The sequence below is a fragment of the Enterobacter sp. 342 genome, assembly GCF_036663495.1.
Classification (GTDB): Bacteria; Pseudomonadota; Gammaproteobacteria; order Enterobacterales; family Enterobacteriaceae; genus Enterobacter.
On sequence record NZ_JAWUEI010000048.1, the window covers coordinates 1 to 19029 of the forward strand.

General features: G+C 46.9%; 26 protein-coding genes and 1 pseudogene. 8 read left to right on the forward strand and 19 right to left on the reverse strand.

The window, feature by feature from the left end; genetic code table 11:
* Nucleotides 1–72 precede the first annotated feature (72 nt).
* Nucleotides 73–501: a S49 family peptidase gene (locus tag V6E55_RS23320; RefSeq protein ID WP_316944012.1), complete on the forward strand. Its 429-nt coding sequence runs from the start codon at nt 73–75 to the stop codon at nt 499–501.
* 1 nt (nt 502) lies between these two features.
* Nucleotides 503–1234, forward strand: coding sequence for a nuclease-related domain-containing protein (locus V6E55_RS23325; protein ID WP_000338612.1), 732 nt, complete (start codon nt 503–505; stop codon nt 1232–1234).
* 286 nt (nt 1235–1520) lie between these two features.
* On the opposite strand, the gene V6E55_RS23330 is transcribed toward V6E55_RS23325, so the two are convergent.
* From V6E55_RS23330 to V6E55_RS23380, 11 genes are all read right to left on the reverse strand, one after another.
* Complete coding sequence (locus V6E55_RS23330) at nt 1521–1874, reverse strand: hypothetical protein (RefSeq protein ID WP_000210769.1); 354 nt, start codon at nt 1872–1874, stop codon at nt 1521–1523.
* Nucleotides 1875–1939: 65 nt separating this feature from the next.
* On the reverse strand, nt 1940–2224 hold the full coding sequence (locus V6E55_RS23335; protein WP_001091367.1) for a hypothetical protein: 285 nt from the start codon (nt 2222–2224) through the stop codon (nt 1940–1942).
* Nucleotides 2225–2580: 356 nt separating this feature from the next.
* Nucleotides 2581–2880 (reverse strand): hypothetical protein, encoded by a 300-nt coding sequence (locus V6E55_RS23340; protein ID WP_000442693.1) that lies wholly within the window; start codon nt 2878–2880, stop codon nt 2581–2583.
* A gap of 432 nt (nt 2881–3312) precedes the next feature.
* Entirely contained in the window at nt 3313–3681 is a 369-nt protein-coding gene (locus V6E55_RS23345) for a hypothetical protein (RefSeq protein ID WP_000537761.1), read from the reverse strand.
* Nucleotides 3682–3906: 225 nt separating this feature from the next.
* The gene (locus V6E55_RS23350; protein WP_000800251.1) at nt 3907–4443 is read right to left on the reverse strand and encodes a hypothetical protein; all 537 of its coding nucleotides are present in this window, start codon (nt 4441–4443) and stop codon (nt 3907–3909) included.
* 67 nt (nt 4444–4510) lie between these two features.
* Nucleotides 4511–4948, reverse strand: a complete 438-nt coding sequence (locus V6E55_RS23355) for a hypothetical protein (RefSeq protein WP_000286108.1) — start codon at nt 4946–4948, stop codon at nt 4511–4513.
* A gap of 44 nt (nt 4949–4992) precedes the next feature.
* Nucleotides 4993–5289, reverse strand: coding sequence for a hypothetical protein (locus V6E55_RS23360; protein WP_000856246.1), 297 nt, complete (start codon nt 5287–5289; stop codon nt 4993–4995).
* Between the two features lie 134 nt (nt 5290–5423).
* Entirely contained in the window at nt 5424–6125 is a 702-nt protein-coding gene (locus V6E55_RS23365) for a hypothetical protein (protein ID WP_000237191.1), read from the reverse strand.
* Nucleotides 6126–6439: 314 nt separating this feature from the next.
* The gene (locus V6E55_RS23370; RefSeq protein WP_000708863.1) at nt 6440–6721 is read right to left on the reverse strand and encodes a hypothetical protein; all 282 of its coding nucleotides are present in this window, start codon (nt 6719–6721) and stop codon (nt 6440–6442) included.
* 65 nt (nt 6722–6786) lie between these two features.
* The gene (locus V6E55_RS23375) at nt 6787–7971 is read right to left on the reverse strand and encodes a hypothetical protein (RefSeq protein ID WP_001272971.1); all 1185 of its coding nucleotides are present in this window, start codon (nt 7969–7971) and stop codon (nt 6787–6789) included.
* Nucleotides 7972–8387: 416 nt separating this feature from the next.
* On the reverse strand, nt 8388–8564 hold the full coding sequence (locus tag V6E55_RS23380) for a hypothetical protein (protein WP_001371930.1): 177 nt from the start codon (nt 8562–8564) through the stop codon (nt 8388–8390).
* Between the two features lie 510 nt (nt 8565–9074).
* On the opposite strand from V6E55_RS23380, the gene V6E55_RS23385 reads away from it, so the two are divergent.
* From V6E55_RS23385 to V6E55_RS23405, 5 genes are all read left to right on the forward strand, one after another.
* Nucleotides 9075–10019, forward strand: coding sequence for a DUF5417 domain-containing protein (locus tag V6E55_RS23385; RefSeq protein ID WP_000778029.1), 945 nt, complete (start codon nt 9075–9077; stop codon nt 10017–10019).
* A 95-nt stretch (nt 10020–10114) separates the two neighbouring features.
* On the forward strand, nt 10115–10717 hold the full coding sequence (locus V6E55_RS23390; protein ID WP_001371889.1) for a hypothetical protein: 603 nt from the start codon (nt 10115–10117) through the stop codon (nt 10715–10717).
* 59 nt (nt 10718–10776) lie between these two features.
* Entirely contained in the window at nt 10777–11127 is a 351-nt protein-coding gene (locus V6E55_RS23395) for a hypothetical protein (protein ID WP_000743059.1), read from the forward strand.
* 46 nt (nt 11128–11173) lie between these two features.
* The gene (locus V6E55_RS23400; RefSeq protein ID WP_001015183.1) at nt 11174–11377 is read left to right on the forward strand and encodes a hypothetical protein; all 204 of its coding nucleotides are present in this window, start codon (nt 11174–11176) and stop codon (nt 11375–11377) included.
* Between the two features lie 281 nt (nt 11378–11658).
* Nucleotides 11659–11979, forward strand: a complete 321-nt coding sequence (locus tag V6E55_RS23405) for a hypothetical protein (RefSeq protein ID WP_000332796.1) — start codon at nt 11659–11661, stop codon at nt 11977–11979.
* Between the two features lie 608 nt (nt 11980–12587).
* Here the strand turns inward: V6E55_RS23405 and V6E55_RS23410 are convergent.
* From V6E55_RS23410 to relB, 3 genes are all read right to left on the reverse strand, one after another.
* Nucleotides 12588–12746: a type I toxin-antitoxin system Hok family toxin gene (locus V6E55_RS23410; RefSeq protein WP_001447866.1), complete on the reverse strand. Its 159-nt coding sequence runs from the start codon at nt 12744–12746 to the stop codon at nt 12588–12590.
* A gap of 71 nt (nt 12747–12817) precedes the next feature.
* Nucleotides 12818–13105 (reverse strand): type II toxin-antitoxin system mRNA interferase RelE, encoded by a 288-nt coding sequence (gene relE / locus V6E55_RS23415; RefSeq protein ID WP_000323025.1) that lies wholly within the window; start codon nt 13103–13105, stop codon nt 12818–12820.
* On the reverse strand, nt 13105–13344 hold the full coding sequence (gene relB, locus V6E55_RS23420) for a type II toxin-antitoxin system antitoxin RelB (RefSeq protein ID WP_000534858.1): 240 nt from the start codon (nt 13342–13344) through the stop codon (nt 13105–13107). Before relB ends, relE begins: the two co-directional genes overlap by 1 nt.
* Before the next feature lie 24 nt (nt 13345–13368).
* Between relB and V6E55_RS23425 the strand changes: the two are divergent.
* Nucleotides 13369–13485 (forward strand): annotated as a pseudogene (locus tag V6E55_RS23425) (hypothetical protein); the annotation flags it as partial.
* A gap of 121 nt (nt 13486–13606) precedes the next feature.
* Here the strand turns inward: V6E55_RS23425 and V6E55_RS23430 are convergent.
* The 5 genes from V6E55_RS23430 to V6E55_RS23450 form a co-directional block, all read right to left on the reverse strand.
* Nucleotides 13607–14530 carry a cation diffusion facilitator family transporter gene (locus tag V6E55_RS23430; RefSeq protein WP_000167917.1) on the reverse strand — a complete coding sequence of 308 codons (924 nt, stop codon included), beginning with the start codon at nt 14528–14530 and terminating at the stop codon, nt 13607–13609.
* Nucleotides 14531–14729: 199 nt separating this feature from the next.
* On the reverse strand, nt 14730–15302 hold the full coding sequence (locus V6E55_RS23435) for a cytochrome b/b6 domain-containing protein (protein ID WP_001515348.1): 573 nt from the start codon (nt 15300–15302) through the stop codon (nt 14730–14732).
* Nucleotides 15303–15777: 475 nt separating this feature from the next.
* Nucleotides 15778–17016, reverse strand: coding sequence for an IS110-like element ISEsa2 family transposase (locus V6E55_RS23440; RefSeq protein WP_000219087.1), 1239 nt, complete (start codon nt 17014–17016; stop codon nt 15778–15780).
* A gap of 421 nt (nt 17017–17437) precedes the next feature.
* On the reverse strand, nt 17438–18778 hold the full coding sequence (locus V6E55_RS23445) for an ISNCY family transposase (protein ID WP_000589001.1): 1341 nt from the start codon (nt 18776–18778) through the stop codon (nt 17438–17440).
* A gap of 174 nt (nt 18779–18952) precedes the next feature.
* On the reverse strand, nt 18953–19029 hold a 77-nt coding region (locus tag V6E55_RS23450; RefSeq protein WP_325772708.1), incomplete at its 5' end, for an IS3 family transposase.

Genomic DNA, 19029 nt, shown 5'->3' on the forward strand with positions numbered 1-19029 from the left:
TTGAATGGGTTCATGTGCAGCTCCATCAGCAAAAGGGGATGATAAGTTTATCACCACCGACTATTTGCAACAGTGCCGTTCAAAGATGCTCTTGACCCCTTCCACCCATTGTCCGATTCAACGAGGGAGTTCATGCAGAAGGAGATCCTGAACACGATGCATGAAAAATTTATAACTGATGTTGAACTTGGACGGGGTAAAAAGCTTCTCTCGCGTCATGATGCCGATGCTGTTTCTCTCTATTCAGGCCGTGTATGGCCAACACCTCAGGCAGTTAAGTACGGCCTGGTGGATGGAGATCTTACGTCAGTAGAGATCCGTACACGTCTTTCAAAAATGTACTCCACTGACACGTTCAAAAACTACAATGAGCCTCATCGTAATCTCCGTTCTGCACTCGGCATGCTGATGAGCCTGTCTTCAAATATTGAGAGCCTTACCGGTACCACTACCCGCTTAGTAGAATCTGTTAATGCCACCAGCTACCCCTCTGTGAGGTAACATGGATGCTTTCAATCTGCTGTGGAGCATTACGGGGGTAGCTTTCATTATCCTTATTTTCGTCGTGTTGCTGTGTCTGTTGGGATTTATGACCTCTGCCATAGCGGAACGGCGGACTGCAAAGGCAATTGAATCTGGGCTTCCTGAAGAAGCTCAGGGGCTACTTAGTGATCTCACCTTTCAGTTGTCGGCTCATAGCACTACGCAGGTTGATCACATTCTCGTAGCCCCACATGGTATATACGTCATAGAGCAGAAAAACTACGTAGGCAAGCTCTACGGTACTCTGGAGGAAAGCCACTGGCGGAAATGGACTCAGTCCCGAACCCTCAAGTTGCAGAACCCGTTTAAGCAAAACCAGGGGCACATCAGGGCTATTCAGTCTGCTCTTAAGGCTAGAGAACTGGAATGTATCAATGTCGTCATCATAAACGGACGTTGTAAGTTTGATGGCATCAAGCCGGAATGGTTATGTATGGGGATGGACGATTTTATCCATAAAGTCAAACAACGACGAGGGCTACGGTTGTTCACACCGGAGTCTGTTCAGCACATCTGTTCGGTGTTGAAGTCAACAAGGAAGTCGCCAGGGCTCTATACGGACCTTACTCATATTCATAACATAACGACAAAGTACAAAGCCCCGATGAAATTCGAGCAACGAGTAACATACATTCTGCTCAACTTTATCCATTATCTGTGGGCAAGTCTGTTCACTAAGCAGAAGCCTTAGCGCTCTATCATTGGTAAGGCTGTAAAATGTCTGCAAAAGGCCCCATCGGTAAATTGTTGGGGCTTTTTCTTTGCGTAGTTCTGATACGGTTTATCCTGTGGAGCATTATGGCCACCAGCCAGCTGGTGACTGGCCAACGCTTTGTATGACGTAGCCTACTCAGGGCAGGCTATTTTAGAGGGACCGATTTTTATCCGGGCTAATTTAGAAAGAGATAATTTGAACTTAGGCGGGCTGACCACCAGCAGAGAGGTAAATCACTAGCCGGTGATATTGACAGAAGTCGTCAGGGGTTTAACGCCGGAATATTTTGCCAGGCCTCCTGCAAGGTCTGCAAGACTTCTACAAGTGATAGTGACGGCCACAGGACTGTTTCCGTCATTATCACTCCAGGTGGCTCGCACTCTACTGGTACCAGAATTAAAACAACACGAGTTCCTTTTACCTGGTAGGCAAGGTTTACTGCCGGTTGGCGGTAGGAGGCCAGTACACCCTCACCATATTGAGCAGGGTTACTTGCCCAGTTCCGCACCATTGCATACACCTGAGGCATATACCGACTATCCAGATCCCCTTTGGGCCGTCTGAACGGCACGATTTCTTCTGAGCGGTAGGTGGTCGTTGTTGTATTGGTTGTCATCTTTGTCACCTCCCCTGTTCGTCCATTTAGAGTTTTAAGCTGCTTTACACATCACACTCAACTGATTATTTAAGCTGGTCATCGTCTCTGGCCAGCATAGCCCAACCATTCGCCTGGTTTTCGCGGGAGTAAGGATTCATTTCAAAATAACTATCTACCGCGTCGCTGTCCGCAACAGAACTGTTGTTAGCTCTCTTTGAACCCTGAACCACTACAGCATCAACCTCTGCGGCTTTCCCGTTGCGCTGTACCAGGATTTTAACCGTATTGGGCTTACGTCTTGCGAGCAGTTTGTTGGCGATAAAAAGCACAACAATCCAGGCCAAAAGCACGTATAAAAATGTATTCATAATGCCCTCCTTTGTATGTGATTATTATACCTGCTTCCATTGCAGGCCAAACAGGTTCGGTGCATGAAAAATAGACTTCTCTCCGGCGTATAGCAATCTACTTACTGATCTGTTTTCGTATCAAACTGTATGGCATAACCGAGGGGCGTACGTGGTGAGTCAGAAAGTTACTTTTCCGTAATAGTTAATTTCAGATCCTTCTTCCAGTTACGCTTCAGTATAAAACCGATACCCTCTAATTCAGCATCCTTCACGTTTAATACGCTTCACTTTAAGGCAGGGCTTTTCGGTTGAAATGAATTCTTTTTCCGGTTGCTGGACATGGGTTTCATCCTGATAGTTAAAGTTGCAGGCTATCAGTCACCACCACCACCTCCGTCACCTCCTCCACCGCCACCATCACAACCACCAGCTATGCTATTTTCACCATTACAATCACCTCCGAGGGGGTTCAAATGGCTGCTCCCCTGTAGATGGTGTCCTTGCCAGATCGAACCCGAACCAGCGCCTCCTGAGCGTCTTTGCTTGCCCTGAGGCAATTGTGCAGGCTCACCAGCACCGGCGGTACCAAAAATGTCCCGGGCAATTTTATAAAGAAGGTAAAAAGGTACGCCCAGCATCATAAAAAAGATTACTGAAAATATTACACGTTCCATTGATGATCTCCTGTCTTGTGAGAGACCAGTTATATCAGGGTGATTCAGTATTTCCGTTTAGAAAAGAGTACTAATTTGGCCCTGTTCGCTCTTAATTTGCCATCCGGGAAAAAGTCATAGGGATAGGCCTGCCAGAGTCAATAACTTCCAGTGATCTGGAGGAGACCCCGGCTCTCTGAGCCCTCATGGATGGTACGGCTTTACCCCTTGTAAACAGATTCACGTTCCGCAGGACAAACATCGACTACTGACGTCTCATATTTGCTGACGCTAATCCGACGTCTCATTGCCGTCTGCTTGTTTTCTTTAAAGGGTGTATTAGACGAATATCAAATCGGAATGGTAGGGGATGTGTGGGCACCATGCCCGGCCCTCTTTGAGCATCTGAGAGATTGGAGACCTAGCCGGGTAAGATAGCTACTTTCTTACGGGTTACCCTTCAAATCCAAAGACGAAACGGACGCTGCCGTTCTCCACGTGGAGACGCTTTACTTCTTCGACAAATTCCTGGATCACCTCTCCGGCGTTATCGGGTGGTATGGCTGACAAAATTTCTTCCGAAGTCAGCCATGAGTATGAATGTTCACCGAATAAATCATCATCTTCGGACGGTATATCATCAGGTAATCCGCGTAATGCGTGGATAAAAACTGCTGATGTGCTCGCCCTTTCACGATCTACATCAAATCCGAGCCAGGCAAAGTGGAGATATGATCGGTCCCCTTTATAATTGCTTGATAAATTAATCCATTTACCAGGCTTTTCTTCCCTTTGAAATCGCCAGCAGATATCAACGCCCATTAAGAAACTCCATTACTATCGTTCGTATGAGATAACTATCATTTCAGAATACTATGACTTCTTCCCGTATAGAACTAATCGCTCACGCCATTTAGCTACTTACTTTTTTTACGTACGCTTGCAGCGCAGTACCTTGAGAGAAGTAAGTAAGACTGGGCGAAGCCAACCGGTTCCGCCACCTCGCTCACCGGCTTTTAGGCGTAAGCACTGAAGTCAGCCTCCATGCTAACTGGCGAGCCTGCGAAAGTCAGACTCGTTGTTATAAAGCGGCATATCGTAAGCAGTGTCTGAAATGAACATTCGGATCTGCTCAAGCGTCATGCCACAATGAAAACGGGTTACGCTCACATTGGCCCGGGGGAAGTCAGCACAAAATGCATTCAAAACATTCTCATGGACAATACCAATGTTGATTAACGCAGCTGGCCCGTTGTCACGGAAAGATACGACACGGAATCCCCCATACCAGCCTGACTGGGAGAAAAATGAAAATGCACTCGTTGCCAGACCATTAGACAGGTCATAGCGCAATTTCCCGCTCAGAGACTGGCTGTCTCTGCTGTACACGCGATTAATGAAAATGCCGGGACCAACTTCTACCGGCTGCTTGTTGCTTGCTAAACACGGAAAGCCCACCAGCGAAACCTCCCTTTCTCCTAACCAGTTTACCTGATACCCGGCAGTGAGAAAGTCAGTCAGTTCTACGCCAGAAAGAGCATTAATGGCCGCAATATCGGTATCCAAAATATTTACGTTTTTCATATTCATCTCATCTATATTCTAAAGTGCGTTTTTTGTCTATCAGCCCGAGGATTGAAAATTTGAATATTTAATGTGACAGAAAAATACCTGTCACCTTTTCAAAAACTGCCTGCAATTGAATATCGAGAGAGTCCATTTTAAAATCCACCAGCTCAGCTTTATTATCGCAAACCGAATAAAAATAGGAGTCAAATGCGTCTGTATCTTCATCTTTAAAAATACGGAAGGAATTAATTTTATTATGCCCTTCAAATTCGGCATGAATACCATAGCGAACCGAGCCGTCATCGAACTGAACAACCCGTCGTACAGAATTAATCCGGACGTACTGTTTTAAGGCCCTCGCGAAATCGGCATTTAACGCCAACGCTCGTAAGATTGAATCAGCGGTTTCATTCTGCTTTTTACGATCATATTCAAACATCCCACAGCCGGTGTTACGAAAGACCGGCTGAAGAGCATTAACCAGGTTGAAGGAATCCACGTTTCTGTCGTTTCTGTACATGAGATATCTCCTGCCCCTCCGCTATACGAAGGGGCTTGATAGGGTTACTGCCAGGCTGCGATCACTTCTTCGCACTGGAAATGAGATAAGCACTGCTGGAGTAAAAGGGCCAGCACCGCTGTGTTAGGGACGCGATTGTTACACCACGCGTTGAATAGCAGCTGCCATGGACCGGCATAATACCCGGCCAGTTTCTTTTTTTGTTTATCTGTGCAGCAGCTGGAAATGGCCTGCTGATAAAGGCTTTCATTCTCGGCACCAGAGCGTTGTTGCAGTGCCTGATAAATATAGGAGTAGACAGAATCGGAGCAATTAGATGCATAGGCCAGATTGGTTTTCATAATACCTCCTGTGTTTTTGGGTATTATATAAAACTCCGACCTACTGGCTAATAACCCACACTGTAATTTCTTTTAAAAACACAATAAATTTTCAAAATTGGACCAGTGTGGATTTAAGCGAGCAGTTTAAATCTTTATGAACTAGCTTTCAAAGAGGTTGGTTTTTCGGGAAGTTTTTTGCCAGACCAGCATGTTGGTTTTTTTTCTGTAGTGCAGATTAGCTGGTACCTGCCCCTTCTTACCTCTTTGAGCAATGACTGTTTGAAATATGGTAAGCCCAGTTCAAAAACCCAGTAACGACCGTCTGCAAAAACGACTGAATTTTCAACGCCATCCGAAGCCACCAAGGATGCATCATTAAGTAGACGTTCTTCATAATGAAATGGTAATGAAAATGTCAGATATAACGCACAAAGTACAAAGATTCCTGTGAGACTAACTGCCAGTGAACCACAATAACCAGAATAAACATTTAAATTTCTTTTGATAAATTTCTCATGCAAGATTACAAGCAGACAGAATACACAAGCTACCAGCCCAAATCCTACATGCAGATAAAACTGTCTTATTTCATCATTCCAGACGATGTTGTCCCATTTCGTGCTTAAGATTGAACCCAACAAGGAGATAATAAAAGCGGCAATTTGAGAACTGATAAAGTAGGAGAAAGCTGACTTTGAAGTTATTTTTTTCATAGAAACAGGAACCTCTTTACCTCGTTCCTGATCAGAGAAAAGACACAAAACGCACCATGCGCAAAAAACTGCAAGTCCAGATGCAATAATCTCGCGTAAAAACATATTAAACGTTTCCGATAATGAATAAGTAATTACCATATCCTCTCCGTAAGTCTACATATAATTCAGACGTGACAAATAATTAAAGGCATTGCTATTCTATCATTATGCATTGCGTTTAAAATCATTTCTAATTCAGCAGAGTAGCGATACAGGCATTTCGCTATCCTAAAATCTGGTAGCTTTCCATTTCCTTGCTGAGATAAATCAAAATAATTCTATTTATTGCCTATTCGGATGCTGCAAAACCTTATAAATCCGGATGTATATCACTTAACAGTGAACCATTCGGTGACTTGCTCTCCGTGAGGTCCACCGGGTTTATCCAGTAGGGAACATTCTGCTTTTACCGTTTACTGCATACGCGAGCAGGAATTCTGTTGCAGTTCTGCATTTGCCTGCTTTTCCAGTGCTGTCATAACCCGGCGGAGCATCGCCAGAGCCTGAACAGGCGAGCTCCCAAACTGCACTTTCACTTCATCCGTATCATGATCCTGAATCAGGTCGAGGATGTTCACTTCGATCCCTGCCCCGTTTTCATCTTTTGCCGTGCACTGAATACTTACCCGGGTCACCGAATCCGTCAGGACTGGCAGTGGGTTAGTCTTGTCTACGTTGATAAAAGCCTTCTTCATTGCCCTGTTTCCCCTTGTCCTGAAAAAGTTACCGACCCGTCCGGATGGAGGGGTCGGTCAGAAAATCATGCCTGTCCCTTATTCATCTTCTCAGCATGCTTACGCAGGTACTCTTTCAGGTCAGCATGAGCATTGATGATATCGTTCATTTCATCATTGGTCAGAACAAGCGTGTAAGTATCAGTGCTGACAGATTCACCTTCTTTAAGCTTGGCTTCTTCAGCAATACGTTCAAAAATCGGGATCGCGGTGTCGGCAATGACGGTCACGGTCTTTTTGTTCAGAACGCTGGACATGGATGGTGCTTTACCTGCCGGGTTCTGTTTAGGAGCGCTGTCCTTTGGAGCCGGAGCTGGTTCCTGTACCGGTGGCGTAACCAGCGTCTCTGTATTGCTTTCATCATTCAGTTGATCCGGTACCGGGGTGTTAACGGTAGCATTACCTGCCGGTTGCTCATCACCGGAGTTTTCCGGAGTCTGCGGATCTGCCATGCGCTCTTCTACCTTGGCAGCTTTGACGAATTTCAGCGTGTTTTTCGTCGCTTTACCATAGATGGAGATCGCCTTGTTGATGTTATCTACCGCATCCTCACCGCTGTACATATACTCGTCCAGCGCAACGTACATGCTCACCTGATCGCTCACAAGCATGGTCTGTAGTTCAGAAGGCAGGTCCAGTACGCGAACCATCTGGCGAAGATGCTGCTCTGATTTACCACGTTTTTTTGCCAGTTCCGCAAAGGTCTTAGGCTCTTCTTTATCTTCAACAAGACGCTTAATTGAAAGCGCTTCAGCTACGACAGACAGCGCCAGGTTGGAGTTGCCGGTCAGGGTGAAGAGTTCTGCTTTTGAAGCGCTACCGCGAAACTCTTCGCAGCGAATACGAGTAATGCGTTCACGCCCTTCTGCTTCCAGCTGGCGGTTTGCAATAGCGATGGAACGGATACGGCAAGCCCCCTGACGCAGTACAGGTACGCCATTAACCATCTGAACAACGATAGGCGTCACGCTGAACGGGTCTTCCATGTAGGCATCGGCCAGGCTGTTCAGGTGTTCCACAACGTGAGGCATTGAATAGTAGAGCTCGCCCATACCGGCCGTGCGGGTGTTAAAGCCTTCCTGCTCTACAACAACCGAAGGGTCAATGATAAGGCCGTTACCTTTACGGGCACCGTTACCAGTGCGTTCCAGGTAACCACGAAGGCTGATTTCGTTGCTGTTGTTTTTTACTTCAGTTTCGATTGCGGACATTTTTGTTCTCTCTTTTGGTTGGTTGTTTAACTGCGCTACAACACAACAATACCAGGTTCGACATTTTTTCTAATAGGTTGCACAGAAGAAAAAGTAACTTTTCTTAAAAAAAATTCCTGAGACAATACTACTCGATCCGTCCGTTTTAAATCTTCACAACAGTGGGCCGTTTTTACGTTTAAGCAAAATAGCTGGTTCAGAAGGTGAGTCGGAGAGAAAAGTTACTTTTCCGGTTGTCTGGGCCAGTGATGAGAGAGTGGCAGGACAGGAATGGCTAAACCGGTGCGGGTCTCTTGTAAGTCGCAGGGGATTGAGGAGATATAGAGGTAAACCGGTACGTTCAGTTTTTGGATTGAGCCGGGCTTTTGGCCCGGGCTTAAGGAAGCGGAAATTTGAACGAACTGGCAGGTAATGATTTATGCCGCCGACAGCTGGCCGTCAGTGCTTTGCTGTTCTGGTTTGACAGTTGGGGGATAACCGGCAGTTAGCCGCTGGCATTCCGCATCACAGAAAGCCCTGAGGTTGCTGAAGACGGACTCCATGAAATCAGCATGAGCATACGAGTCTACAGGACGTGTCTTGTTATCTTTCATCTTGTTCTCCTCAATCATTATTAAAACCAGCGGATTTAGTTCCTGGCGCTCCATCTGCTGACCGGCTTTCCCAGAGAGCAGCGATGTGTCGGGTTCTGTTTCTCATTTTATCGTTTTCATCGGGCCCATCCGGCCGTATAAGAGACCGATTTGGCATGTTTAAGAAACGTACTGGCGACATTAAAAGCTGAGGTTGGCTTTGGAATAAAAGGATACTTTTCCCGTTTGTCAGGTCTTTCGCTACCGCTGCACGATGATTCTGTCAGGCATTCTGCGCCCTCCTTGGCTGTACATCTTGAAACAAGCGGTGGGATGTTCCCTTCCCCCTGCTCACCGCAGAATAATTGGCAAGTCCCGACGGTCGTTCCGTACGAGCCGGGTCCAAATAATGAATAAATACAACGCCACTTCAATTGTATTGACAATAGAAGTTAGGAGGATCATAGTGTCATTCATGGTGCGGCTTTCGCACCACCGCCCCGGCGGTACCGGGCAGAACTGGAGTACCTCATGAAACTTTCCCGTCAGACGACTTCTGATACTTCTGTTGATGGCCGTTCACGCGCATATGCCTGGGGCCGTGTCCATTATTTCATTATCGAACATGCACCAATGGCTGAGCTGGTCGCTATTGACGAGCTGCTGGAAAAAGCTGGCTGGAGCAATGACGGCTGTCCGAACTATGAGAAAGATGACGAGTTTGGTAATGCTGGTTACAGCTGTGGTTACTGGATCGATATTGACAGCGTGGGAAGCTTCAAGGCTGACTACAAACGTCTTAAGGGTGAGATTAGTGCGCATATCGCCTCAAAGGCGGCAGAGGTGGAGATCCGCGTACTGGACTCGATGTCCGACAAAGAATGTAAAGATGTTGCCTCGGTGGCATGTACTGTTCGCCGTGACTTACGTACGCAGTCCGAATCGCTTCATTCACTGCGTACTATCGTAACGGTTGATCATTACAATCCCTATGTGATCACCAGCCGCCCGCTGAGCATTTCCGCCTGGACACTTATCCACGACTGTCTGAAAACCGGCACCATCAATGACGTCTGTTCACGGTTGAGTTCATTAATCCTGCACTCTGAAGCCGCGATTGCCCGTTGTAAGGGAAGCTCCGACTACTCTTCGGAACACGCTCAGCTATCGTTTTTTGCTGGTAACGACTATGTCACCAGACGCACCCTTGTTGATGCAGCTCACGAAGAGGCTCTGCGAATGAACCGCCGCTTTGATGAACGTATTGCAATGAACGCGGATTCTGATGCCAGAAGGCTCCAGTGCGAATTCAACCTGAGCAACCATGTCGTACAGCGTCGGACCGTTGAATCTGCTCATATCCAGGCAATCAACGAAGACGTCACCCGTTCACAGGCGGAACCACGCTGCCCTGGAAAGCTTCTTCTGAAAATGACCAGTCATGAGGAAGTGCGGGACTCACTGAGCACCTGTTAGTCCAGCGACACCCCCTGCGGCTCTACTACCGGGCCGCAGTCTGCTCCGGCCAGATGGTGCCAGTGGCGTAATGAATTTGTTTAATAAGGCTGAGTATGATGAATAAAGAACAACTAATCGACAAACTGGAACGCGTGGTATGTGGTCAGTACTCCTACGAAATGCAGGAGCTTGCGTATTCGGCCCTCTGCTGCATTAAAGGCACCCCGGACGACTGCGCTAAGTTCCCTGTTACGCGTCCGCTGCCTGACACCTTAGTGGACGTATGGGACGAGATCGGGCAATACCTTGGCACAGGCAAAGCCATTGAAACTCGCAGTTGCGGCGTTTCGCTTCTGCTTCATGGACACTGCTACGATTCAAATCATGTGCTGTACTGGCGCAATGCTGGCGCACTTCCAGCAGCTTGCGATACGCCACTGGCTGGTGGGTCTCGCAAACTGTTCACCTGCTCAGCCTGTGGAGTGGACGGTCTGGATGAACCACCTGAAACCAGTTGCCACTGCTGCACAGAGGGGGCCCACTGGATTGAGAGCAGGCTCTTCACCTCCGGGCAGGCAGACCCTGAAGAATTTAGACCCGTGGCGGTCGTGAAAGAGTGTGCAGGCTCAACGCCGGATGATCGGCTCATCTGGAGCGTGATTGAACAGCTCAACGGCGAACTGGCGGAAGGCGATAAACTATTTAAGCGACGCTGACAGATCACGTCAGCATTTATATCAGACGAACTCCAGAATAATTTAAAGCAACCATGAACATGAAAAAGCCCAAAGCTGCATTACAGAATGCCATGAAAGAAGATGTGCCAGCTGTGACACAGATTCAGATGCGATCTACGGTTTCCAGAAAGGTTCGCTATGTAAAACAGGCAAATCGAGAGGGTCTGAAATTATCTGAGTGGATGTCGCGGCATCTCGACGCTGTCTGTGATACCGCAGATGAGATTCATAAAGGCAAACGCTCAACTCCGGTTGCGCCTGGGAAGATTCCCCCTGAGGTATACCAGGTGATATACGATCAGTGCGGCGGGTTCGTGGAGTGTGATGCTAATGCCCAGGTAATCTGGGAAGCCTGCCGTGATGCCATTCTTAACGGAGACAAAGGGTAAACGGCAGGTATCGCCTGTCATTTTTACCCTTGTGAGGAAAATCCTGATGAACCATGAGAGCCGAACTGTATACCTGAACACGGCCATTGAGGCCCTGTTGAAAGCTGAGGCGGCTCTGAACGAGCTGGCATTAGCCTATGTACTCAAACCAGGTGAAAAGGCAAGCGCATGCCATCCCCGAACCGGTACGCTTTCCACAGCTTCCCAGGTAAGAAAACTTCGCCGTGTTCTAGAAAAAAACAAGTTATGACGGCCCTTATACGCTGGCATAATGTACCGTGCTTCGCTCATCCCAGCAGTATGGGTTTTAAACTCTTCCATTTTTAAGAGTACGGGAAGAGCCTTATTATTGTCGCATACCCTACGGATGCATTGCAGTTCAAACCGCTGTTCGGTGCAATTATTGCTGTATCCGGCGGATTTGAAAATGACAGAAATAGTGATGTAAAGCTCCGCCATTAAAGAAATGCCCCGTAGTTTGGCGAATCAACTTTCTGAATTATCTCGATGAACACCATTTAAGGAAATCGAATGTGTGATTTTTGCAGGGCTGACGAAAATTACTTTCATATGGCAGAATGCGTGTATGACCAACTGGTTAAAGAGTATCCCGTAATGTGGCTGCGGGATTCAACCCGGATCGGGGCCTGCTACCTCTGTCGAGAACTGCTGTCGCCGGAGGGGATGGTCCTGGCGATGCAGAGCGCTTTCCCTGCGAAGGGATGGCGGCTGCGTATTTGGTACAATGAAACCATTGACGAAGAGATAGAACCGCAGCGTGGAGACTGTATTGAGCTGTCCTCCAGGGCGGACGCTCTGCTGTCCTTCATGTCGTTCCAGGAAAAGGTTTAGCGCTGCGGCCCCCCTCACAAAAAGGCGCTTTCCGCGACAAATCTGGTACGACCGGACAACGTTGAGTCAATTCTTGCTTCCCCGCAGAAGAATCCCTATGAAGTAAAGTAGAGGTAGGCATTACGCCCACCAGCAAACCTGATAACTGTTCTTTGCGTAACATCCTCAAACTTCTGGTGCCTTCGTAGACTGCGATGCGAATGCCCATGAGCTGAATTCACCGTATCATTTGACCGGATGCAGCGAGAACAGAAATGACAATGTTTGAACGATTTGCCAGACGGCCATAAAACTCTACTGGGTACAGAATAAGGACTGACCGCAATGGCTACGTTCTATGAGCTACCGACCAGTGAGAAGTCCATTGTTTCCGGTACGTGCCCGGACGAGCACCGGTGAAATTTTTCCCGACTGGATTACGCTAAGGCTTTTGAACGGTTTGCGTGAAGTGGGACTCTTTGGGTCTGGTTCTTGATTTATACAAAAGGCTATATGCCACAAGACGGGAGGAAAAAAGGGTTTCCCCGACTGGAGAAACCCTTTCAAAAGGTGCCGATGGCATACTAATCCACACCCCGAAAAGAGGGGGTTGCCCCCCTCTTTGTCAGCTACTTACCGGATTCGTAGGCCAGGATAGCAGATACCTCCCTTGTTCCGTCTTTCATCCGCAACTCGCAAAGCGAGTTTCGTGTGAGCCAGGTGAATATCAACAGCGTTAAACAAACTATTAATATGCACAAAACAATGGGTTGGTTCGGCATTTTCATGGCCTTCTTCTCCTGTCAACGCAAAGCAGAAGTGTCACCATCGGTGCGAAACAGAGATGTCATGCTTTGGTTCAGAGAATGCGTTTGACCGCCTCGCTATATACTTCCGAGCGTTCTCTTTTCCCAACAGAAATCACGAAAACGACAACTTTCTCGTCTATAACCTGGTATACAAGGCGATAGCCTGAAGACCGGAGCTTAATCTTGTAACAATCAGGCATACCACGGAGCTTGTTTGCTTCAATCCGGGGTGACTCAAGTACTTCAACCAGCTTCTTTTTCAACTGTTCACGTACCGTCGAGCCCAGCTTTCGCCATTCCTTTAGTGCCCGCTCGTCAAAATCCAGAAAATACGCCATCAGAGTTCATCCAGCGTCACACGTACTGGCTTAGGATTACGAAGTCGTTCTTTCACTATCTCCACAAGTTCAGCATCTTCATCACTCAGGAGTGTCTGTTTGAACGGCAAGCGTTCATTGTCAGCGATATACTCGAGCATGAGACGAAGCGCTTCAGAAGGAGTTACGCCCATTTTTTCAAGCGCGGCGTAAGAACGCGCTTTAAGTTCATCGTCAATACGTAGGTTAATGCTACCCATGTCTTACACCCCTTGTAATTACAAATGTCATTACAAGTATCGCACTACAACATGCTTAGGGCAAGTCACGAAGTAAGTCAGAAAGTAGTCGTAAGAACGGTGATCACTGTCCGCTTTGTGCCAGAAGCGGACTTTTTAAAAATATTGCGTGCCCAACAATTGGGCGCAGGTCACATCAAGTACCCTCAGAATTATAGAGAATACCTGAAATTTTTGTAGAGCGAGGTTTGTTACCCTGCCCGACCAGCGACATGTGGTTAGTTTAGTGATCAGAAATGTCGAGCGTTTGGTCGTTCATTGACGCGGGATCTTCCAACGGTTCCACATGAGTGGTGATATGGATAAAAGGCAGTGCGGTGCGGATATCATTCTCTATACGCTCGGCCCAGTCGTGCCCATATTGAACAGTCCATCGCCCAGGAACTAGGATGTGCATTGTCATAAACGCCCGCCCGCCAGCCTGGCGTGTACGTAGTGCATGGAAATCAAGCCCCTGTTCACGATATCCTGCCAGCAGTGACTCGATTTTTTTGAGTTCTTCCGTGGGTAGCGATACGTCCATCAGACCTGCAGCTGAACGACTCATAAGCTGATAACCAGTCCAAACGATGTTGGCTGCGACCAGCAATGCAACGATCGGATCGACCCAAAACCAGCCGGTCAGATAAACCAGTCCGACACCAAAAATGACACCGACCGACGTCCAGACATCGGTCAGCAGGTGATGAGCATCTGCCTCAAGAGTGATAGAGTTGTGCTGCCTGCCAGCCCTTAACAAAATGCGAGCCGTCACAAAATTAAGGATTGATGCGACTGTTGAAACCAGTAATCCGAGACCAATCTCCTCAAGCGGCTGTGGAGTTAACATCCGCTCAACTGCGGTATAGGCGATACTGGCTGCCGCCAATAGGATCAGAAATCCTTCGAAAGCACTCGAGAAATATTCGGCTTTGCCGTGCCCATATGCATGGTTCTCATCGGCCGGAAGCGCAGCCAAGGTCAGCATCCAGAGCGCCATTAGGGCTCCTGCGAGGTTAACTACGGATTCGATGGCATCAGATAGCAGACCGACCGAACCGGTCATTTTCCACGCCACACCTTTGAGTCCGATAGTGGCAATAGCCGTGGCAATGGAAAGCCAAGCGTAGTGCGTCAGCGGACGAGGTAACCCTTTTGTTTTAGTCATTATTAACTTCCTAAAATAGGACGACTAACTCACATTTCTATCCATGATAGATAATTAAACAATCATTTCGCCATGAATATTTTTTCGTTTTTATTAAATTTAATTAAAAAGTCTCTGCAAGTGCTGTTTCATCTTCTAGTAAACTAAATTTTATTTTTAGGGTTTTCTTCAACTTGAAGTAATATTATCTCACAACAGATTAGTCACTTAGGTTAACTGAGCGGCTTTTATATTTTTCAATTAAAATATGCAAAACTCCCATTGCACCATGTGCATAAAAATAGACCTCAATGAAAGTAGTAAAGAACTTATGCCAGTGGATTACTGTTTCAGCCAGATTTGACTGCATGGTATTCAACAAGAACCATAGGCCACCTGAAAGTGCTACAATTAGCAATGCTAGAACTCCAAATCCTTGGATTGTACTGGCAATACCTCCCGAATGTGCATCGGGCAGTCGGAAACTAGTCAACGTTTTTATATCTTGCTTAATACCACTAAAGTCAAGCCCTACCCATGAAAAATAATAAGTAAAACCTCTTTGAGTAAGCATCCAACTTAACATAATAAAACCACAAATAATCAGTCCTAACCCTGAAATAATGTGCATCCAGGTTATAACTCCTTCAAGACTATGTTCACCAATTGCTTCGGTCTCTGTCAGATTAGAGTTAATAATTTGTGATAATATTAGAAATGCCACAATGATGTGAAGAATACGAAAAAAAGGAGCGTAATCATGGGGTAATAGATTCCAGAGTCGCAATTTCATTAATGAGTCCTTAGTAAATTTATCGATGATCTTAATCATACAAAAGAATTATTAGGATAACCTTAATTCTTAAAATTGCAGCAGGCATTAGTTCACCTCTGATATGGCCACTTGCGAAATGGGAATGGTAACTGTTATTACTATGTGTTTACTTGCTGTTCTTGTTACGCAGCCCCTTAAACACATTACTTTCAAATATGATTTCCTGCTGGGTTTAAATATGTGTCTTTCTATAGTGCGGCAACCTATTTTTACACCAACTCATGAATTAAATAAGAATCATAAATTAAATGAGAGGTTTAATTCTCTTGCTTAACGCGATGATATTAAATGGAAATTTTAATTTTTGTAATTTATTAAACAGTTAGAATGAGACATGGTAAATACGATCTTCCTTTAGATAATTCTGATAGCACTTTTTCTACTGGGCAGTCTGCAATGTCCGCTTCACGCCCTGAGACATTCGACAAGCTTTTTATGGCTTCAGTAAGGGCGAGTGTCTCGCTTCGAGAGCCAGCAAATATTTCGCTTCGTCATAACAGGTTCTGGCCTTCCAGCAGCGGTAAATGATCCTTATCCATTTGAACGCCAGTGCCCGGATCGCAGACTGATGAGATTTGCCCTTTTCTCTAAGGCCCTGATAATACAGTTTGGCCCAGTATGATGAATTAACCGTCTTGGCAGCCCATTCAACAAAGGTCTGCCTGACGAACTTGGCACATTGCCATCGCCAGTGAACCCATGATTTTTGGCCGCTTCGTTCGGTCACCGGTGCTATACCTGCGTAGTTTTGAATTTCTTCAGCGCTGTTAAACCGGTCACGATTATCACCAAGTGCAGCAAGCATCCGTGGGCCCATGCACGGTCCCATGCCCGGAAGTGATTTGAACAGCCCCGCATCTGGCAATGTGTCAAACAGCGTTTCGATTCGTTCGTCATAGGTTTTGATGATTTCACTCACGACTTTAATTTGTGTCGCCAGTGCTGCTGCCATCAAAGCATTAGCCTCTATAACACTCGGGTCTGTAGTCAATGGGATCGCATTATCAATACTCGCAACACGTTGCTCGGTAAGGGCCATAGCGCGACCACCTTTGGCATTCAGAAAGTTGCGGATCGTGTCGCGTCTGGCTCGTTTCAGTTGTTGCAGACTGGGCCACCGGATAATCAGCTCACACAACAGTAAGCTACCCCGATGTGAGAACCACTCCAGTGGCTGAGGATAATACTGTTTAAGCGTGTTGATTATCCGGTTCACAAAGCGTCGTTTATCTTCAACCAACTGACGACGTTGCTCAACCAGTTGCTGAAGTAAGCGAATATCCGCATTGTCGGGTTCAATAGCTTTTATCTTCTGGGGGTAACGCAGCATTAACTCTAATGCCAGCTCGGCATCCTGCGGATCATCTTTAGCGCCGCTGGGCGAGAAGGCTTGCCGATAACGAGCCAGGGACAATGCGTGGACGGGGAAAACGGTGATAAAGGGGTATTTTTGAAGAGCATATACCACGGGGCCCTTCTTCAGTTCGAGAGCTATTGCGATTCTACCTTTTACTTTCTGGTGTAACTCAGTAAGCCAGGCATCAAGCGCTTCTGCTGTATGTTCAATCACATCGAATACGCGTTCACCGTTTTTAAACTGAACACAGACATCGTGTTTTTTATCAGCCCAGTCCAGACCAACGTGCGCAGCAAATTGATTAGTCACAGTCATCACCAACTCCTTTTTATCGGGGATTGGTATGCATTCCACGCTCTTCGAAAGAAATATAGCCAGCAGTTTATCTGCATGCCCTGAGTATTCGTTAGCGAACGTGGAGCACCTACTGGCTCGAAAGAAAAGCGGCGATCATCACATGATTCTCGCTCAATATTCGTAACCAGTAAGCGCATACCCTGAATCACTTCAAAGTGTAATTCTCAGGGTACGAATGACTATATCTCGCTCTTAGCGGACATTAGCATAGGCTATTTACCATAACGCCGCATTACGCGTACCGCTCAGACGGCCTGAGCGCGTTTCTGACGTGTCCCCGTTAAAAACAGTAACAAACCACCCGAAAATGCACGCCAGAAACGCTACGTAAGAATCTATCCTATGACTGGATATGCACTCAACTGAATAACGCCTGGTTTCAGTCCATTTTATCGGGATCAGCCTTCTTTCTGGGTAATTTAGGGGGCTTCACTTGCTGATTACTTTGCGTGCGGCGCGTGAGCCAAGGATGGTCAGCTTTAGGTTTTACGTAGAATTTTGAGCGTAAATCAAAACGGGCATTATCCACACGTTCATGGACACTTTTTTCATCATCCAGTGGTATAGGCTCCGGGCCATCAACATATTTTTCCCATCCCAACGCTTTCCCATCATACAGAACCTTAATTTCACCGTTAAAGCTTTCGCATACCGTGACAACCGAATGCCGAAGTCGATATCCCCGGCCTTCACTGCGAATCTGAAACGCACTGCTTTTGTACTGGAAAGTGAGATTTTTGGAGAGAACGCGCTTCGCCTGGAGGCTGAAGATATAACCCAGTTCCTCTTCAGAATGGTGTACATCAAGATGGGCGTTATCAGCAATACGAGGCGGCGTAGCAAACCGGTTGTTATAGGCTTCAATAAAGGTCGGCAACCATGCGTTTGCTGTTTCAATATCACTGATACCCTGAAGCCGCATTTCTTTGACCAGCCTGTCCTGCAGTGTCTGATTGGCACGCTCTACCCGCCCTTTTGCCTGCGGGCTGTTGGCATGGATTGGCTCGATGCCCAGTGTCTTTATCGCACGTGTGAACTGAGTCAACTCTCCTTCCCGCTCCGGGTTATTTACTCTGAATATACTGTGTCTGTCAGAATAGAGAGCCAGTGGTACGCCATGATCATTAAGGTAACCCCGGAGGGTTTCCATGTAAGCCCGGGTTGTTTCTGCAGGAGCGAATCGTAGCGCCATCAGAGCGCTGGTAGCATCATCGATAAAGACTATCAGTGTGCATTTGGGGCCCCGACCTTCAAACCAGTCATGAGGCGAGCCATCAATCTGGATGAGTTCACCGTAGGATGGGCGCCGCATCCGGCGCTGATAAATTCGGGCAAACTTACGACGACGTTCGCGCCATATGCCCTCCTCTACCATCCACTTCCTGAGAGTTTCAATGGATAAACACAAGCCGTGTATCTCGCGCAATTTTTCGCACGCAAGCGTAGGTCCAAAATCAGCGTAGCGGCCTTTGAGGAGTGAAATTACTGTTGCTCTGAATTCGGTAGAAAAGGAATTATTGGGACGCTTTCCACGTCGGCGGGAAACTAGACCAGAAGGCCCTTCATTTCTATACCGTTGCACCAGACGTTTAACCTGCCGAATAGAAATGCCAATGCGTGCCGCAGCTTGTTCCTGAGTAATATGGCGATTAAGTGACTCCTGAATAATGTGAAGTCGGTCGAGTTCCTTATGACTCATCGTAACAGTCTCTTTGATCATGAAAAATCCCCCAGAGAATTGTCTGGGGACATTTTAGAATGGTTCAAAGGGGACATTACAGCTTGGTGTTAACAATGGCCTTCTTCTCCTTGCATTTAAGCAGGCAAGAGGCTACTCTGAATGTGACTAGCATACAGGGGCCTCGGGTTGTACTGACCCCAAAAAGTTGGACAGTTAAACACGAGGCACATAGGTCTGGGTTCGATATTCAATTGGACTCAGACCTTTTAATTTCAGGCTAATTCTTCTGC

Coding starts and splice junctions, on each gene's coding strand:
- V6E55_RS23345 (WP_000537761.1), bottom strand. CDS start 3,681: ATGGGCGTTGATATCTGCTGGCGATTTCAAAGGGAAGAAAAGCCTGGT.
- V6E55_RS23375 (WP_001272971.1), bottom strand. CDS start 7,971: ATGTCCGCAATCGAAACTGAAGTAAAAAACAACAGCAACGAAATCAGC.
- V6E55_RS23335 (WP_001091367.1), bottom strand. CDS start 2,224: ATGAATACATTTTTATACGTGCTTTTGGCCTGGATTGTTGTGCTTTTT.
- relE (WP_000323025.1), bottom strand. CDS start 13,105: ATGGCGTATTTTCTGGATTTTGACGAGCGGGCACTAAAGGAATGGCGA.
- V6E55_RS23390 (WP_001371889.1), top strand. CDS start 10,115: ATGATGAATAAAGAACAACTAATCGACAAACTGGAACGCGTGGTATGT.
- V6E55_RS23380 (WP_001371930.1), bottom strand. CDS start 8,564: ATGAAAGATAACAAGACACGTCCTGTAGACTCGTATGCTCATGCTGAT.
- V6E55_RS23350 (WP_000800251.1), bottom strand. CDS start 4,443: ATGAAAAACGTAAATATTTTGGATACCGATATTGCGGCCATTAATGCT.
- V6E55_RS23330 (WP_000210769.1), bottom strand. CDS start 1,874: ATGACAACCAATACAACAACGACCACCTACCGCTCAGAAGAAATCGTG.
- V6E55_RS23445 (WP_000589001.1), bottom strand. CDS start 18,778: ATGATCAAAGAGACTGTTACGATGAGTCATAAGGAACTCGACCGACTT.
- V6E55_RS23410 (WP_001447866.1), bottom strand. CDS start 12,746: ATGAAAATGCCGAACCAACCCATTGTTTTGTGCATATTAATAGTTTGT.
- V6E55_RS23340 (WP_000442693.1), bottom strand. CDS start 2,880: ATGGAACGTGTAATATTTTCAGTAATCTTTTTTATGATGCTGGGCGTA.
- V6E55_RS23365 (WP_000237191.1), bottom strand. CDS start 6,125: ATGGTAATTACTTATTCATTATCGGAAACGTTTAATATGTTTTTACGC.
- V6E55_RS23430 (WP_000167917.1), bottom strand. CDS start 14,530: ATGACTAAAACAAAAGGGTTACCTCGTCCGCTGACGCACTACGCTTGG.
- V6E55_RS23360 (WP_000856246.1), bottom strand. CDS start 5,289: ATGAAAACCAATCTGGCCTATGCATCTAATTGCTCCGATTCTGTCTAC.
- V6E55_RS23370 (WP_000708863.1), bottom strand. CDS start 6,721: ATGAAGAAGGCTTTTATCAACGTAGACAAGACTAACCCACTGCCAGTC.
- V6E55_RS23385 (WP_000778029.1), top strand. CDS start 9,075: ATGAAACTTTCCCGTCAGACGACTTCTGATACTTCTGTTGATGGCCGT.
- V6E55_RS23355 (WP_000286108.1), bottom strand. CDS start 4,948: ATGTACAGAAACGACAGAAACGTGGATTCCTTCAACCTGGTTAATGCT.
- V6E55_RS23395 (WP_000743059.1), top strand. CDS start 10,777: ATGAAAAAGCCCAAAGCTGCATTACAGAATGCCATGAAAGAAGATGTG.
- V6E55_RS23405 (WP_000332796.1), top strand. CDS start 11,659: ATGTGTGATTTTTGCAGGGCTGACGAAAATTACTTTCATATGGCAGAA.
- V6E55_RS23400 (WP_001015183.1), top strand. CDS start 11,174: ATGAACCATGAGAGCCGAACTGTATACCTGAACACGGCCATTGAGGCC.
- V6E55_RS23325 (WP_000338612.1), top strand. CDS start 503: ATGGATGCTTTCAATCTGCTGTGGAGCATTACGGGGGTAGCTTTCATT.
- V6E55_RS23435 (WP_001515348.1), bottom strand. CDS start 15,302: ATGAAATTGCGACTCTGGAATCTATTACCCCATGATTACGCTCCTTTT.
- V6E55_RS23440 (WP_000219087.1), bottom strand. CDS start 17,016: ATGACTGTGACTAATCAATTTGCTGCGCACGTTGGTCTGGACTGGGCT.
- relB (WP_000534858.1), bottom strand. CDS start 13,344: ATGGGTAGCATTAACCTACGTATTGACGATGAACTTAAAGCGCGTTCT.